Below are 14,859 nucleotides of genomic sequence, written 5' to 3' on the forward strand. Positions count from 1 at the left end.
GTTGCTGAAGTTGAAACAGAGAGTGGTGGCTCCGCTGCCATCGAGGCGGTGGACTTCGTCGCCGACAACGCCCAGTCCACCTTCCTCAACGAGGAGCTCGCCAAGTCTGACCGCCCCGAGCTGGGGGCGGCCAAAGTGGTGATCTCCGGCGGCCGCGGCATGGGCAACGGCGAGAATTTCACGCTACTCGACGGCATCGCCGACAAGCTGGGCGCGGCCATCGGCGCATCAAGAGCCGCGGTGGACGCCGGCTTCGTGCCTAACGACATGCAGGTGGGCCAGACCGGCAAGATCGTCGCGCCGGAGCTCTACATCGCCGTGGGTATCTCGGGGGCCATCCAGCACCTGGCCGGCATGAAGGACTCCAAGGTGATCGTGGCGATCAACAAGGACGAGGAGGCGCCGATCTTCCAGGTCGCCGATTACGGACTCGTCGCGGATCTCTTCGAGGCCCTGCCGGAACTCGAGCAGAAGCTGTAAGGCGTACCCTCGACGGACATGTCGAACACGTCATGGCCGGCCCTCGAACGGGGGCCGGTTTTTTTTGCACGGAACCCTGGGTGACATTGGGAGCCGTGGTCACAGCCGCGCCGGCGGTAACACCCCATCGGGGGGCTCACGGCATGCCCCGCCCGGCTTCCGGGAGGCAGGGCGGCCTACAGGCGGCTGGCAAGCAGGGCGGAGAGCTCCTCGTCGCTGAGCACCAGGGGGTTGGTCTTCATGCTGCCGCCCCGCGCATTGGCGACCACGCGGGGAAGGTCGCTCTCCTGCATGCCGAACGCCCCCAGTCGCGGCATGGCCAGGCGGCGGGTCCAGTCGCGCAGGGTATTCACCAGGGCGTCGCAGGCCTGCCGGTCATCCAGGTCGGGGGAATCGGCGAGCAGGCGGCCGACCCTGGCATATTTCGTCAGGGCCTCGGGGGCTTCCCCGCGTTCGCGCAGTGCCGCGATGTTCACCGCGGTGGCCTCGGCGAGCAGGGTGCCACACACCGCGCCGTGGGGGATCGGAAAGAAGGCGCCCAGCGGCGACGCCAGGCCATGAACGGCCCCCAGGCCCGCCTGGGCGAGGGTGATGCCGGACATCAGCGAGGCATAGGCGATCCCGGAATAGCCCTCCTCGGCGGCGTGGGGGCCGCCCTCTATGGCTGTCCAGAAGCCCTGGCAGAACGCCTGCATGCCGGACCAGGCCAGCGCATCGGTGGGCGGGCTGGAATTGGCGGACAGATAGGACTCCAGCAACTGGGTGAAGGCGTCCATGCCGTTGGCGGCCAGTTGGTCCGCGGGGCAGCCGGCCAGCAGGTCCGGGTCGACCAGGGCGACCCGGGCCATCAGCCGGTCGTCACGGAGCGACTTCTTGAAGCCCTCCGGCCCGCGCTCGCTGAGCACGGCGTTGCGGGTCGCCTCGCTGCCGGTCCCCGCCGTGGTGGGCACGGCGATCAGCGGCACGGCGGGCCCGGGGTAGGGCAGGCCCCGGCCCACCCCCTCGAGGTGGTCCATGACCGAGGTGCCGGTGTGCAGCAGGCCCGCCATGGCCTTGCCGGCATCCAGGGCGCTGCCGCCGCCGATGGCCACCACGACGTCGATCCCCGCCCCGCGGTGAGCCGCCACGACCTCATCCACCAGGCGGGGAGAGGGTTCTTCGGCGACGCTGACGTGCTGCCAGCTCACCCCCTGTTCGGCCAGCGCCGCCTGGAGCTGCGGCCAGCGGGGGGAGTTGACGAAGGAGCGTCGGCCGGTGACCAGCAGGATGCGCTTGCCGTGGCGGACGATCAGCGCCGGTAGGCGTTCAAGGGTCTGGCAGCCGAAGTGGATCTCGGGAAGCGGGGAGAGGCGGAAGGCGCCGATCCCTTCGAGGCGGGGCGTGTCCGGCATGATAACGATCCCTGGGGTAGCGGGCAGGATACCCACTATAGGGGCTCGACCGGGCAGGGCCAATCGCCACACCGCCTCGAATGGCTCGGCTCAGGGGGCGAGGTCGGCCCACACCGGGGCATGGTCGGAGGGTCTCTCCATGCCGCGCAGGGCGTAGTCGATGCCGGCATCGACTACCTTCTCGGCCAGCGGCGCGGTGACCAGAATATGGTCGATGCGCAGGCCGCGCTTCGGTTCCCGGTCGAAGCCCTTCGAGCGGTAGTCGAACCAGCTGAAGAGGTCGTCCACCGCCGGGTAGCGCAGCCGGTAGCTGTCGGTCAGCCCCCAGGCCTTGATGCCCGTCAGCCACTCCCGCTCCACCGGCTGGAAGCTGGTCTTGCCCTCGCGCAGCCAGCGCCTGCGGTTGGCCTCGCCGATGCCGATATCGATCTCTTCGGGGGAGATATTGAAGTCGCCCATCACCGCCAGGCGCTCGTCGGGTCGGTGCCGGGTCTCCAGCAGGTGCTTGAGTTGGGCGTAGAATGCGCGCTTGTGGGGAAACTTCACCGGATGCTCGAGGTTCTCGCCCTGGGGAAAGTAGCCGTTGTACACCGTCAGCGGCTCGCCGCCCGCGGGGTGGAGGTCCACGCCGATCATGCGCTTCTGGGCATCCTCGCCGTCGTCGGGGAAGCCGAAGTGCACCGCCTCGGGCTCGCCGCACTGGGCGACGTCGATCATCAGTGCGACGCCGTAGTGCCCCTTCTGGCCGTGGAAGACCACCCTGTAGCCCAGCGCCTCCACCGCCTCGCGGGGAAACTCACTGTCCTGGACCTTGGTCTCCTGAAGCCCGATCACCGCCGGACGCTGGTCGGCCACAAGGGCCTCGAGCTGGTGGAGGCGCGCGCGAAGACCGTTGATATTGAACGAGACCAGGCGCATCAGTTCTCCGAACTCACTTGGTCGGGGCTCGATGTCTTGGGGCTTTCTGTTTCCGGGCTCTCTGTCTCCGGGCTCTCTGTCTCCGGGCTCTCTGTCGCCTGCTCGGGATGGATGGCGATGCCTTCCCCTGCCTGCTGGCGGGCCAGCTTGCGGGCGGCCTGGATCTTGCGCTGCTGGCGCTTCTTCTGGGTATAGCGGGTGGACGAGGTCACCTGGTCAGGGTTCTCGTGGCGCCACTGCTTGTAATCCTTGCGCCGGCCGGTGCGGATCTGCACCTTGTCGGCCAGCGAACGGGTCTTCTTGCGACGGGTCATGGAAAAACTCCTCTGGTCTGGCGCGTATTCTACCAGCCCCGCCGCGCCGGCCACAGGCGAAGCGCTCACGAGACGCGCCCTCCGTCGCATTGGCTGTTACAATGCGCGTTTGTGTCATGTACTCAACCAGCCAAACGGACAGACAGCAGCCTATGAGCGAGTCGGATCAGATCAACGCACCGGCCCAGGATCGCAAGCCCAAGCGTCGTCGTCGCAAACCGCGTCGTCGCAACGCTTCCGGCTGGGACCTGCGCCAGTTTCAGGTGCCTGCCGTGGCGGGCAAGTGGCGCTTCCATGACTTCGATCTGCCGCTGCCGCTGATGCACGCCATCCACGCCCTGGGCTTCGAGTACTGCACCCCGATCCAGGCCGAGGCGCTGACCCATACCCTGCTCGGCGGCGATGTGGTTGGCAAGGCCCAGACCGGCACCGGCAAGACCGCCGCCTTCCTGATCTCGATCCTCGCCTATTTCCTCGAGGAGGAGGCCCCTAACGCCCAGAAGCCCGGCGCCCCGCGGGCGTTGATCGTCGCCCCGACCCGCGAGTTGGCCCTGCAGATCGAGAAGGATGCCAAGGCCCTGGCCCGGTTCACCGATCTCAAGGTGGCAAGTGTGGTGGGTGGCATGGACTACCAGGCCCAGCGCGAGGCCCTGGCCGATCGCCTGGACATCCTGGTGGCCACTCCGGGCCGGCTGCTCGATTTCCACCAGAAGCGCGACGTCGACCTCACCCAGGTCGAAGTGCTGGTCCTCGATGAAGCCGACCGCATGCTCTCCATGGGCTTCATCCCCGACGTCAAGCGCATCATCCGCCATACGCCGAAGACGGAGGAACGACAGACCTTCCTGTTCTCGGCGACCTTCACCCAGGACATCCTCAACCTGGCCAGTCAGTGGACCCACGAGCCGACCCACGTCGACATCGCGGTCACGGTGGAGAATGCCGTCGACATCGACCAGCGCGTCTACCTGGTCGGCGACGAGGACAAGCAGCGCCTGCTGGTAAACCTGCTCCGGCAGGAGAGCTTCGATCGTGTGATGGTGTTCGGCAACCGCCGCGACCTGGTACGCAAGCTCGATGAGCTGCTGAGGAAGGCCGGCATCAACGCCGCCATGCTCTCCGGCGATGTCCCCCAGAACCAGCGTATCACGACCCTGGAGCAGTTCCGCGAGGGCGAGATTCAGGTGCTGGTGGCCACCGATGTGGCCGGTCGCGGCATCCATATCGAGGATGTCAGCCACGTGATCAATTACACCCTGCCGGAGGATCCGGAGGACTACGTCCATCGCATCGGCCGCACCGGCCGTGCCGGCGCCAAGGGCGTGTCGATCAGCTTCGTGGGTGAGGAGGACGCCTTCTCACTGCCCGAGATCGAGCGCTTCATCGGCGACAAGCTGCCCTGCGAGCATCCCCCGGAAGGCCTGCTCTGAGCCCATGCTCGACGAGGCCCTGAAGGGCGAGATCCAGGCCGCCTACCGCCGCGTGCTCGAGGGCCTCGACCTCACGCCCCGCTACGGTCAGCGACTGATGATCGCCGAGATCGCCCGCACCCTGGCGGGCATCGAGGCCGACGAGGCCGGCAAGCGCATCAGCGATGAGCATGTCTGCGTGTTGGAGGCCGGCACCGGTACCGGCAAGACGCTGGCCTATCTGCTGGCCGCGTTGCCGGTGGCCAAGGCCCGGGGCAAGAGGTTGGTCATCGCCACCGCCACCGTGGCTCTGCAGGAGCAGGTGCTGCATCAGGATCTCCCCGCGCTCAAGGCTCACAGCGGCATCGACTTCAGCTACGCCCTGGCCAAGGGGCGCGGCCGCTATATCTGCGTGGCACGCCTCGACCAGGCCCTCGACGGCGTCGAGGATAACCCCACCCTGTCGCTCTTCGAGCGTGAGATCGCCAGCGGCGGCGGCGACTTCCAGGCCCTGGCCACGTCGCTGGGCGAGGCCTACGGTAACGGTCGCTGGGAGGGCGACCGCGACAGCTGGCCCGAGGCCATCGACGACGGCCACTGGCGCAAGCTCACCGTCGACCACCGCCAGTGCACCAATCGCCGCTGCGGCCACTTCGGCGCCTGCGCCTTCTTTCGGGCGCGGCGCGACCTGGAGCAGGCCGACATCATCGTCGCCAACCATGACCTGGTGCTGGCCGATCTTTCCCTGGGCGGCGGCGTGGTGCTGCCCGCCCCGGGCGATTGCATTCACGTCTTCGACGAGGGCCACCACCTTCCCGACAAGGCGCTCAATCATTTCACCCACCGCTTTGCCGTGGGCGGTGCCCTGGGCTGGCTGCGGACCCTCAGGAAGTCGCTGACCGAGCTCAACCAGGCCCTGGCCGTGCAGCCGACTCTGGCGCGGCTGCTGGCCACGTTGCCTCAGGCCATCGAGGCGCTGGAGCCGAAGCTCGGCGAGGCCTTCGCGCTGGGCCACCAGCTGGCCGGGCGCTCCGAGGGGCTCGCCGACGGCGAGGAGGCGCGTCAGCACCGCTTCGAGATGGGGCGTGCGCCCGAGGCGCTTCGCGAGCTGGCCGGGGCCCTGCTGGTGATTTTCGCCGAGCTGTCGCGCACCCTCGAGAGCATGGCCGACATCCTGCGCGAGAGCCTCGACCCGGAGAAGCACACCGGCCTGCCGCGGGAGCAGGCCGAGGCCTGGTTGCCGCTGCTGGCGCTGCTGCATGGGCGGGCCCTGGAGGCCCGCGCCCTGTGGCAGGCCTTTGCCGAGACCGACCCGGAGGGCGAACCGCCCCGGGCCCGCTGGCTGAGCCTGGAGCGCTTCGGGGTCGACCCGGAGCTGACCTTCTCGGCGAGCCCCGTCTCGGCGGCCCATACTCTGGCCAAGACCCTGTGGGGGACCACCTTCGGTGCCGTGGTCACCTCGGCCACCCTGACGGCCCTCGGGCGCTTCGAGCGCCTGCAGGAGCGCGCCGGGCTGGCCAACCGCTACCGCTACCAGCGCCTGCCCAGCCCCTTCGACTACTCCCGTGCGGTGCTCAGCGTGCCCCGGGAGGCCGTCGACCCCGCCGATCGCGAGGGCCATGAGCGTGCCATCGTCGACTTCGTCCAGGCACTGGGCAAGCAGGAGGCGGTGCTTGCGCTCTTCTCGTCCCGCGCCCAGCTGCGCGCGGTGGAGAAGGCGCTGCCCCGGGCCCTGGGTGAGCGGGTGCTGGCCCAGGACCGCCTGCCCAAGCGCGAACTGATCACCCGCCACCGGGCCCGGGTCGATGCGGGGGAGGGCAGCATCATCTTCGGGCTGGCCAGCTTCGCCGAGGGCATCGACCTGCCCGGCGACTACCTGACCCACGTGGTGATCACCCGGCTGCCCTTCGCAGTGCCCGACGACCCGGTGGGCGCGACGCTCGCCGAGTGGATCGAGAGCCGCGGCGGCAACCCCTTCATGCGCATCAGCGTGCCGGACGCCTCCATCAAGCTGGTCCAGGCCTGCGGCCGGCTGATCCGCAAGGAGGCCGACAGCGGCCGCATCACCTTGCTTGACCGCCGAGTGCTCACCCGACGTTACGGCCGGGCCCTGCTCGATGCCTTGCCACCCTTCGTCCGCGAGATCGACGGCATCCGCCAGGAATAGCCAAGGACGCTCGAAACGACTGCGGGCCCGCCAGTTGGCGGGCCCGCGATGGTTCAGCGGTGCTAGGTTCAGCAGTGCTAGGTTCAGAGGCGCTATCGGGATGCGTTCACGCCGCCTCGCGGCGCTTGGCCAGCTCCGGGGCGAGCTTTTCATCCATCGCCTTGAAGGCCCGGTCAGTGGCGTCCCAGTCGATGCAGGCGTCGGTGATGGAGACGCCATACTGCAGCTGGCTCAGGTCCGCCGGTACCTTCTGGGCGCCCCAGCCGATATTCGACTCCACCATCAGGCCGATGATCGAGCGGTTACCCTCGAGGATCTGGTTGGTGACGTTCTCCAGCACCAGCGGCTGCAGGGCCGGGTCCTTGTTGGAGTTGGCGTGGGAGCAGTCGATCATGATGTTGGGCTTGATGCCGGCCTTCTTCAGTTCCTGTTCGGCCAGCGCCACGCTGACGCTGTCGTAGTTGGGCTTGCCGTTCCCGCCACGCAGCACCACGTGCCCGTAGGCGTTACCGCGGGTGCGGATGATCGCTACCCGGCCGGCAGTGTCGATGCCCAGGAAGTTGTGGGGGTGGGCGACCGACTGCAGGGCGTTGACCGCCACCTCCAGGCTGCCGTCGGTGCCGTTCTTGAAGCCGACCGGGCAGGAGAGGCCAGACGACATCTCGCGGTGGGTCTGGGACTCGGTGGTACGGGCACCGATGGCCGACCAGCTGATGCAGTCCTGAATGTACTGCGGGGAAATCGGGTCCAGTGCCTCGGTGGCCAGCGGCAGGCCCATCTCGGCCAGTTCCACCAGCAGGCGACGGGCGATGTGCAGGCCCTCCTCGATCTCGAAGGAGCCATTGAGGTGCGGGTCGTTGATCAGGCCCTTCCAGCCCACCGTGGTGCGCGGCTTCTCGAAGTAGACGCGCATCACGATGTAGAGGCTATCCTTTACCTCATCGGCCAGACGGCGCAGGCGGCGGGCATAGTCGAGGGCGGCGTCCACGTCGTGAATGGAGCAGGGGCCCACTACCATCAGCAGGCGCGGGTCCTCGCCGTCGAGAATGCGCTGGATGGTCTCTCGCCCTTCGATGACGGTGCGCTCCGCCGCCTCGGTGAGGGGAATTTCATGCTTCAAGGCTTCGGGAGTGATGAGAACGTCCTGGGAGAGGACGTTGAGGTTGCTGACCTGCTGATCTGTCATGCGGTTACCTGTGTGTCGTGTCTGCGCTGATGGCCCTGGGGCGAGTGAGTGTATTTCCTCCTACTATACACCGGTGGGGCCGCATGAGATCAATCTTGGAACCCCGGCGCCTCGGGGGAGTCAGAGCGCGGGCTGTCTTGCCAGAGACCCGTTCGGGCACGCCGGGTTGATGGATGGCCAGGAAAAGGGAACACTTGTGCGACTTTGGGCTACGGCCTCCGGACACTTCGCCGCCCTCCCAGGGCTTCAGGTTGACGCCATGCACGCATTCTCCAACATGATCGCCGCTCTCCGGGCGCACTCGTCATGCTTTCCTCGTCGTCTTTCGGGGAGGTCGTGAATGGGCGTCAGGGAGACCGACCAGCAACTCGTCGAGCGCGCCCAGCAGGGCGATAACCGCGCCTTCGACCTGTTGGTGAAGAAGTACCAGCACAAGATCATCGGGCTGATCGGGCGCTACGTCCACGACCACTCCGAGGTTCAGGACGTGGCCCAGGAGGCGTTCATCAAGGCCTATCGGGCGCTTGGCAAGTTCCGCGCCGAGAGCGCATTCTATACTTGGATGTACCGCATCGCCATCAACACCGCCAAGAACCATCTGGTCTCCAGGGGTCGCCGCCCGCCGGGCAGCGACCTTGATATCGCCGATGCCGAGATTGTCGATCACAGCGGACGACTGGCGGATTCCGAGACGCCGGAGGCGGCCATGGCCCGTGACCAACTCGAGGCCGCGGTGTTCGAGGCGATCGACAATCTGCCCGATGACTTGCGCACGGCGATTACCCTGCGCGAGCTCGAGGGGCTCTCCTACGAGGATATCGCCAACATCATGCAGTGCCCGGTGGGGACGGTACGCTCTCGGATCTTCCGCGCCCGTGAAGCGGTGGACCAGCACATCCAGCCGCTGGTTACCACCTCCCGCAACCGCGAGACGGTAGAGGAGTAGAGGGGGCTTCGATGCCGGCTGCACAGTTTTTGTCAATTGGCTGAACTGTCGATCGCCTTTGACGTCAGAAGCAGTGTTCGATCCGCCGTGCGGCGGAGATCGCGTCGGCATTCCCGGGTCCAACCGGGAATGCCGATTCCAGGCTGAAATGAAGGAGCAGGGCGGAGCGCCTTGCCACTTTAGGGGGTGTTGAGTATGAGTCAGAATGCACGGGAATCGCTTTCTGCCCTGATGGATAACGAGGGAGACGAGCTCGAGCTTCGCCGGCTGCTCAAGACGCTGGATGCTTCCCCCGACGCCGCCGAGGCGTGGCGCCGCTACCATCTGATGCGCAGCCTGATGCGTCGGGAACCCGACGTCGACGTTTCCACCGATCTCTCCGCCGGCATCATGGCGCGCCTGCAGGATGAGCAGCCGCCGCAGATGGACACGGCTCCGCCGACTGTGCGCCGTACGCTGCCCTTCGCGCGTAGCGCCGGCATCGCTGCCGCGGTGTCGCTGATGGTCATCACCGGGGTGCAGTTCTACTCTGGCGGCACCCCGGGCGGCGGCTCCGCCGGTGAGCAACCGAGCGTGGCGGCGGGCACCAGTTATTCACAGCCCGCCCCTGCCAGCCTGGCGTCCAGTGATAGCACAACCGCTCGTCCCTCGCTGGTTGACCTGCCGCTGTTTCAGCTGCCCCAAGGCGTTGGTCAGGGCCTGATGACCGTTGGCGCCGATGGCGAGTCTGCGCCCATGTTCATGGCCCCGGGTCAGCGTCAGTCGCTGCTCGCCGACGAGGAGCAGGCGCGCCTGCTGCAGTCTTACCTGGACCGTCACGCCGAGGGCGCCGCCTTCCGCAGTGGCGATACCTGGATGCCTTTGCTGCGCGCCTCCGGCGCCAACAGCCTAGGTCAGCGCTGAGCGCAGAGGGGCGTTGATGATCGCGTCACGTCTGTGCCTCCTCGCTGCGAGCTGCCTGGGTGGCCTGCTGATCAGCAGCGTCCTCCCGGCGGCCTCGCCAGAGTCCAGCGAGGAGCACTTCGACTGTCGAACCCTGGCCCAGGCCCCTGCGCCAGCTACCGCACAGCAGTGGCTCGAGCGCAGCCTGTGGGCTGGCCACTGCTACCGCTACGATGCCCATGCCGTGCGTATCGGCTACGATGGCGTGCGCACCCTGACCCTCACCCACGATGTGCATGACGGCATCGAGCGAGGCGTCGCCAGCTATCTCGATGGTCCGCCCATGGTGTTCGAACGCCGCGGGCGCGTCGGCCGCCTGGGCGGGTCGGGCGAGGGCGGCGAGGCGCCGCCTTCGCCCGCCGGCATCGCCGAGCGTGCCAGTGCTCTCTACCGTCTTCAGCTCGGCGGCGAGGAGCGCATCGCCAATCGTCGCGCCCTGCGCCTCGACATTGCCCCCCTGGATAGCTTCCGATTCGGACATCGCCTGTGGCTCGATCAGGCCACCGGCCTGACCCTCAAGCAGTCGCTTCTCGACGAGACCGGTCGCCCCCTGGAGACCCTCCAGCTCACCACCCTGGAACAGCCGCGCCTGCACCAGGGGGAGATACGCCTCGACCGCCAGCGCGAGGTGCCGGCGGATCCCTGGCGGCTGGGCTGGCTGCCTGAGGGCTTCACCGCCCAGCCGGCAGATACCCGCAGCGCCCGCCACGGTGAGGGCGTCCTTCACCGTCTCTACAGCGACGGGCTTGCCACCCTGAGTCTCTTCGTGGCGCCCGCCGACGACGTGGAGCTGCTGGCGCCCGGGCTGCATCGATTGGGGGTCTCCAACGCCGCGGTGCGTCACCGCGACCTGGGGGGGCAGCCGCGCCAGCTGGTGGTCATGGGCGAATTGCCCCCTCGGGTGCTGCTGCGGGTCGCCGACAGCCTGGTCTGGGAGGCGCCGTGATGCCGGCCCGTCAGACCGCCAATCATCGCCACCCGATAATTCGATAACTGTTCTTCCGATCCATCTGTCCCGACCCATCGCAGGAGCCTTGCATGAAACGCATGATCCGTCCCTTCTCCCTGTGGATGCTGCTCGCCGCGATCCTGCTGGCCTGGCAGTCGGCAGCGGCCCAGGAGCTGCCCGATTTCACCGTGCTGGTTGAAGAGGCCGCGCCGGGCGTCGTCAACATCTCCACCACCCGCATGGTGCAGAGTCGCGAGAATCCCCTCCAGGGCTTCGGCGGCCAGGAGCTGCCCGAGATCTTCCGCCACTTCTTCGGCGACCGCTTCCCGGAACCCCCCGGCGGGCAGGCCCCCGGTCGGCCCCAGGAGCGCCAGTCGTTGGGGTCCGGCTTCATCATCAGTGATGATGGCTACATCTTGACCAACGCCCACGTGGTGGATGGCGCCGACGAGATCCTGGTGCGCTTGAGCGATCGCCGTGAGCTTCAGGCCGAGCTGGTGGGCAGCGACGAGCGCACCGACGTGGCATTGCTCAAGGTGGATTCCGAGGACCTTCCACCCCTTAAGCTGGGTGACTCCGACACCCTCAAGGTGGGCGAGTGGGTCGCCGCCATCGGCTCACCCTTCGGCTTCGATCACTCGGTGACCGCCGGCATCATCAGCGCCATCGACCGTACCCTGCCGCGGGACGCCTACGTGCCCTTCATTCAGACCGACGTAGCCATCAACCCGGGCAACTCCGGCGGGCCGCTGTTCAACCTGGATGGCGAGGTGATCGGCATCAACTCCCAGATATTCACCCGCAGCGGCGGCTTCATGGGTCTGTCGTTTGCCATTCCCATCAACGTGGCCATGGATGTGGCCGACCAGCTGCGCGACGACGGCCAGGTGCGCCGCGGATGGCTGGGGGTGATGATCCAGCCGGTCTCCCGGGACCTGGCCGAGTCCTTCGGCATGGATGGACCCAGTGGGGCGCTGATCGCCGACCTCGACCCCGAGGGCCCGGCCGCCCGTGATGGGCTGCAGGCCGGTGATGTCATCCTCGAGGTGGACGGCAGCCTCGTGCACGACTCCAGCACCCTGCCGCGCCTGATTGGTCGTACCGCGCCGGGCAGCGAGGTGGAGCTCGTGTTAATGCGTGACGGCGAGCGCCGCCAGCTCAGTATCACCGTTGGAGACTGGCCCGACGCCGAGCGCGCCACCGCCAGCCGCCCCCAGGAGAGCCGCCAGACCCGCCTGGGCATCTCGGTGGGCGAGCTGGAGCGCGACGAGCGCGAGGCGCTAGGCATCGAGGGCGGCGTGCGGGTGCGCGAGGTCGACCCGAACGGCGCCGCCGCCGCGGCCGGTATCCGCCCCGGTGATATCCTGGTCAGCATCGACCATCGGGCCGTGAGTGATCCCACCCAGCTGGTCGAGCTGGCCGGCGAGCTGCCCACCGACCGCGCCGTGCCGGTGCGGCTCTACCGCGACGGCCGCTCGCTGTTCGTGGCCCTGCGGCTCGCTGACGACTAGCGACTCCATTTCATCCCATCATAAAAGCCGGGCCCCGTTCAGGGGCCCGGTTTTTTTCGATCGCTCGTAATAGGCGCCAGTCGAGAGGAGAAGTTCATTTCCTCGACTGTCAGAACCGATAGGTCAGGCCTGAGTTGAGTCTCTTGCGACGATCGCCTGGGCAGTGTTGAAAATCTCTTGCCGCCAGGCGAGGGGCTCCAGCACATCCACGTTCGCCCCCATACCCATCAACCACCACAGTGTCTGCTGGTCGTTGGGCACCTCTACCACGAGTTGTTGCCAGTCGCTGTCGGGCAGTGGCGAGAGGGTCTGCTGCGCTGAAAGCGGTGTCTCGTCGAGCAGCCAGGCCACCTTAGGGTGCACGTTGGCGACCAGCGTCACGTCCTCGTTGCCCTGCAGGTAGCCGAAGGCGCCGCTGCGGATGTAGGCATCCAGGTCGAAGTTCTCGACTGCCCGCCAGGGCCTGTCGCTGATGCGAGGCTCGCCAACCCGATGCAAAGCGAACTGACGTATGTCGGTGTAGTCATTCACCGTGGCCAGCAGGTAGGTGACGCTGTGACGGCTGACGAGCCCCTGGGGGTGTAGGGTGAAGGCTTTTTCCTGCTCGGTGCTGCGCGATAGGTACTGGACGTCCAGCGCTTTCTGTTCCAGGAGTGCCTGGGTCACTAACTGCCAGGTGTTTTCCTCCAGCGGCGCGGGAAGTAACGCCTTGCCGTTGGGGATGGCCCGAACACGCTTGGCCCACTGGCTCAGTCCATTACTTTCCAGGTCGTCGAGCAGCCGACGCGCGTCGGTAAACTGGGGAGTCAACTGGCCCACCACCACGGGGGGCAGCAATCCCTTGAGGTACTCCTCGGCGAGCACGAGTGTCAGGGCACTGGGTACGTCCAGCGCCGGCAGGTTGCAGTGGAACTCGCGATCGAAGTACCAGCGGTAGGGTTTCTGGGTATCGTCACAGCCCAGCGGGAAGTGCAGGGCGATCTTGTCGCGAAGGTCGCGCTGCAGGGAACGAGAATCGATCTGGAAGCCGCGCTCTTGGAGCTTCTCCTGCAACACTGGCGTGGCAATGCGTCCAGGGTGGCGAGGAATCAGTTGCAGCATCGTCAGGTAGCGGAAGAGGGTCTCTCGGATCTCGGCCATGGGACGTCCTTGTCGGTGGTTCGAAGGTATTATATTCACCATACCCGATAAGTCAGATCCTTGATTCACTGTCGCGTCACCAGTAACGCCGCGACATGGCTAGGAAGGTTCGGCGTGCCCAGATGCCGCTTTGCGACCTCCAGGGCTCTTCCTTGCCAGCGTCGAAGTAGCGTTTCGTCAGCAGGGTGGGGGGTGTCGTCGACAGCGCCAGTGACACTTGCCGGCAGCGTGTCCCAACTGGTCGGTGTCATGTCTAGACTCATCTCCCTCTCCAGATCGGGAAAATGGTCGAGCCAGTCATACACCGCGGGCAAAGGCTGGCCGATGCAGGCAGGGAAGAGCACCGCGTCATCGGGCAGCGGAATGCCCAGTAGCAACAGCAACGCATTGACCTCGTGATCGCAGGCCAGGTGCCAGCGACGCTTCTCCCAGTCTCGCGATAGTCGCAGATGCCCCGCCACGCAGTGCCAGGCCAAGTGCGCTTGGAGAAACTGGCGAGTCTCGGCATCGAGCCCGGCACTCCAGATGGCATTGAACATAATGTATCGGCCATCAGTGGTCGCGGTGGGCAGGCGGGGTTCGCAGACTGGCATCAGCGACAGGTGAGATGCCAGCCAGGCGGTGACGGGTTGGTCACGACCCCATGCGTCACGGTCGGCCTGCCAGAGGGCAAGCTGCTCCTCCTCGAGCGCGACGTCTTTCTGAGCACCACCATGCCAGACCTTCTTGCCGTACCCCTGGAAATTCCCTTGCCCGCTGCCCATGACGATCTCCGGTGTTGTCATGACTATGGGAAGAGGGTGGCATCAACCAGCGACATTCCATGTCGCACTCAGCGGGCGTCCATTCGACCTAAATTAGGTTGTCCGGTCGAAACATCATGATGCGACGCGGGATGTCGCACGGCCTATTTATCGTCGGGGTATGACATGACCTCTGCCCGAGGTCAGTGCCCCGTAAGGGACTACCATGCCGACACCCAGTGAACTCTCCGCCCTGCTGTTCCATGCCGACCCGATGGGGACCTGCTGCCGCGAGAATGATGCCACCGACGAATACGACCGCATCGCCCAGGACCTGGCCGGGCGCCTGGAGGAGGGCGACACACCCGAGGTCGCGCTGCACGAGGTGTTGCGCAAATGGTTCGGTGACGAGCTCGTCGAGGGAGCCGACCTGGCGGGGGTGATCGAGGCCCTGGAACATATCGGCCGCCGAACAGGAGGATCTCCATGACGGATATCTCACACGACCTGCAGCAACGCGCCGCCGCGGTCCCCGCAGACGAACTGCTCACGCGGATGGGCTATCGCGCCATCGGCCCCAAGGCGCGCGAGCGACTGTCGCGCGTGCTCGCCGATCCGCAGCTGGGGCTGGCCACACCCGAATACGACTTCCACTTTGCCAGCCGGGCCTTCAGCGAGGCCCTCTGCCAGGCCTTGGCAATGGAGCCGGCCGACTATCTCCCGGCGCTGGACGCCATCGAGAATCCCTGATAGAGGCCAGGCA

The 14,859-nt window shown here is 66.7% G+C and carries 15 protein-coding genes; 9 read left to right on the plus strand and 6 right to left on the minus strand.

The window, feature by feature from the left end:
* Window positions 1-480: FAD-binding protein (locus tag ACR80S_RS16790; RefSeq protein WP_435403207.1), on the plus strand; the 480-nt coding region annotated here is incomplete at its 5' end.
* Between the two features lie 176 nt (window positions 481-656).
* Here ACR80S_RS16790 and ACR80S_RS16795 read toward each other — a convergent pair.
* From ACR80S_RS16795 to ACR80S_RS16805, 3 genes are all read right to left on the minus strand, one after another.
* Window positions 657-1,871, minus strand: coding sequence for an iron-containing alcohol dehydrogenase (locus ACR80S_RS16795; RefSeq protein ID WP_435399213.1), 1,215 nt, complete (start codon window positions 1,869-1,871; stop codon window positions 657-659).
* Between the two features lie 90 nt (window positions 1,872-1,961).
* Window positions 1,962-2,789 (minus strand): exodeoxyribonuclease III, encoded by an 828-nt coding sequence (gene xthA / locus ACR80S_RS16800; RefSeq protein WP_435399212.1) that lies wholly within the window; start codon window positions 2,787-2,789, stop codon window positions 1,962-1,964.
* Window positions 2,789-3,103 carry a hypothetical protein gene (locus tag ACR80S_RS16805; RefSeq protein WP_435403857.1) on the minus strand — a complete coding sequence of 105 codons (315 nt, stop codon included), beginning with the start codon at window positions 3,101-3,103 and terminating at the stop codon, window positions 2,789-2,791. The genes xthA and ACR80S_RS16805 overlap by 1 nt, the downstream gene beginning before the upstream one ends.
* Window positions 3,104-3,255: 152 nt before the next feature.
* Here ACR80S_RS16805 and rhlB point away from each other — a divergent pair, with 152 nt between their 5' ends.
* Entirely contained in the window at window positions 3,256-4,533 is a 1,278-nt protein-coding gene (rhlB, locus tag ACR80S_RS16810; protein WP_435399210.1) for an ATP-dependent RNA helicase RhlB, read from the plus strand.
* Window positions 4,534-4,537: 4 nt separating this feature from the next.
* Complete coding sequence (gene dinG, locus ACR80S_RS16815; RefSeq protein ID WP_435403858.1) at window positions 4,538-6,679, plus strand: ATP-dependent DNA helicase DinG; 2,142 nt, start codon at window positions 4,538-4,540, stop codon at window positions 6,677-6,679.
* Between the two features lie 106 nt (window positions 6,680-6,785).
* Here the strand turns inward: dinG and ACR80S_RS16820 are convergent, their stop codons facing one another.
* Window positions 6,786-7,865, minus strand: a complete 1,080-nt coding sequence (locus ACR80S_RS16820) for a 3-deoxy-7-phosphoheptulonate synthase (protein WP_435399208.1) — start codon at window positions 7,863-7,865, stop codon at window positions 6,786-6,788.
* A 340-nt stretch (window positions 7,866-8,205) separates the two neighbouring features.
* On the opposite strand from ACR80S_RS16820, the gene rpoE reads away from it, so the two are divergent.
* The 4 genes from rpoE (at window position 8,206) to ACR80S_RS16840 (ending at window position 12,213) form a co-directional block, all read left to right on the plus strand.
* Window positions 8,206-8,811: an RNA polymerase sigma factor RpoE gene (gene rpoE / locus ACR80S_RS16825; protein ID WP_435399207.1), complete on the plus strand. Its 606-nt coding sequence runs from the start codon at window positions 8,206-8,208 to the stop codon at window positions 8,809-8,811.
* Window positions 8,812-9,006: 195 nt separating this feature from the next.
* Window positions 9,007-9,714 (plus strand): sigma-E factor negative regulatory protein, encoded by a 708-nt coding sequence (locus ACR80S_RS16830; protein WP_435399206.1) that lies wholly within the window; start codon window positions 9,007-9,009, stop codon window positions 9,712-9,714.
* A 16-nt stretch (window positions 9,715-9,730) separates the two neighbouring features.
* Complete coding sequence (locus tag ACR80S_RS16835) at window positions 9,731-10,699, plus strand: MucB/RseB C-terminal domain-containing protein (RefSeq protein ID WP_435399205.1); 969 nt, start codon at window positions 9,731-9,733, stop codon at window positions 10,697-10,699.
* A 92-nt stretch (window positions 10,700-10,791) separates the two neighbouring features.
* On the plus strand, window positions 10,792-12,213 hold the full coding sequence (locus ACR80S_RS16840; protein ID WP_435403859.1) for a DegQ family serine endoprotease: 1,422 nt from the start codon (window positions 10,792-10,794) through the stop codon (window positions 12,211-12,213).
* Between the two features lie 123 nt (window positions 12,214-12,336).
* Here ACR80S_RS16840 and ACR80S_RS16845 read toward each other — a convergent pair whose 3' ends face one another.
* Both ACR80S_RS16845 and ACR80S_RS16850 read right to left on the minus strand, forming a co-directional pair.
* Window positions 12,337-13,353: a helix-turn-helix transcriptional regulator gene (locus ACR80S_RS16845; RefSeq protein ID WP_435403860.1), complete on the minus strand. Its 1,017-nt coding sequence runs from the start codon at window positions 13,351-13,353 to the stop codon at window positions 12,337-12,339.
* 65 nt (window positions 13,354-13,418) lie between these two features.
* The gene (locus ACR80S_RS16850; RefSeq protein WP_435403861.1) at window positions 13,419-14,117 is read right to left on the minus strand and encodes a DUF2201 family putative metallopeptidase; all 699 of its coding nucleotides are present in this window, start codon (window positions 14,115-14,117) and stop codon (window positions 13,419-13,421) included.
* A gap of 205 nt (window positions 14,118-14,322) precedes the next feature.
* Between ACR80S_RS16850 and ACR80S_RS16855 the strand changes: the two genes are divergently transcribed.
* Window positions 14,323-14,586, plus strand: a complete 264-nt coding sequence (locus ACR80S_RS16855; protein WP_435403862.1) for a hypothetical protein — start codon at window positions 14,323-14,325, stop codon at window positions 14,584-14,586.
* Window positions 14,583-14,846, plus strand: coding sequence for a hypothetical protein (locus ACR80S_RS16860; RefSeq protein ID WP_435403863.1), 264 nt, complete (start codon window positions 14,583-14,585; stop codon window positions 14,844-14,846). The genes ACR80S_RS16855 and ACR80S_RS16860 overlap by 4 nt, the downstream gene beginning before the upstream one ends.
* Window positions 14,847-14,859 lie beyond the last annotated feature (13 nt).

The sequence above is a fragment of the Halomonas salsilacus genome (genome assembly GCF_051216275.1).
In the GTDB taxonomy this organism is placed as follows: domain Bacteria; phylum Pseudomonadota; class Gammaproteobacteria; order Pseudomonadales; family Halomonadaceae; genus Halomonas.

Excerpts from the sequence above, each read along its gene's own strand:
- ACR80S_RS16795 (WP_435399213.1), bottom strand. The coding sequence starts at position 1,871 with ATGCCGGACACGCCCCGCCTCGAAGGGATCGGCGCCTTCCGCCTCTCC.
- xthA (WP_435399212.1), bottom strand. The coding sequence starts at position 2,789 with ATGCGCCTGGTCTCGTTCAATATCAACGGTCTTCGCGCGCGCCTCCAC.
- ACR80S_RS16805 (WP_435403857.1), bottom strand. The coding sequence starts at position 3,103 with ATGACCCGTCGCAAGAAGACCCGTTCGCTGGCCGACAAGGTGCAGATC.
- rhlB (WP_435399210.1), top strand. The coding sequence starts at position 3,256 with ATGAGCGAGTCGGATCAGATCAACGCACCGGCCCAGGATCGCAAGCCC.
- dinG (WP_435403858.1), top strand. The coding sequence starts at position 4,538 with ATGCTCGACGAGGCCCTGAAGGGCGAGATCCAGGCCGCCTACCGCCGC.
- ACR80S_RS16820 (WP_435399208.1), bottom strand. The coding sequence starts at position 7,865 with ATGACAGATCAGCAGGTCAGCAACCTCAACGTCCTCTCCCAGGACGTT.
- rpoE (WP_435399207.1), top strand. The coding sequence starts at position 8,206 with ATGGGCGTCAGGGAGACCGACCAGCAACTCGTCGAGCGCGCCCAGCAG.
- ACR80S_RS16830 (WP_435399206.1), top strand. The coding sequence starts at position 9,007 with ATGAGTCAGAATGCACGGGAATCGCTTTCTGCCCTGATGGATAACGAG.
- ACR80S_RS16835 (WP_435399205.1), top strand. The coding sequence starts at position 9,731 with ATGATCGCGTCACGTCTGTGCCTCCTCGCTGCGAGCTGCCTGGGTGGC.
- ACR80S_RS16840 (WP_435403859.1), top strand. The coding sequence starts at position 10,792 with ATGAAACGCATGATCCGTCCCTTCTCCCTGTGGATGCTGCTCGCCGCG.
- ACR80S_RS16845 (WP_435403860.1), bottom strand. The coding sequence starts at position 13,353 with ATGGCCGAGATCCGAGAGACCCTCTTCCGCTACCTGACGATGCTGCAA.
- ACR80S_RS16850 (WP_435403861.1), bottom strand. The coding sequence starts at position 14,117 with ATGGGCAGCGGGCAAGGGAATTTCCAGGGGTACGGCAAGAAGGTCTGG.
- ACR80S_RS16855 (WP_435403862.1), top strand. The coding sequence starts at position 14,323 with ATGCCGACACCCAGTGAACTCTCCGCCCTGCTGTTCCATGCCGACCCG.
- ACR80S_RS16860 (WP_435403863.1), top strand. The coding sequence starts at position 14,583 with ATGACGGATATCTCACACGACCTGCAGCAACGCGCCGCCGCGGTCCCC.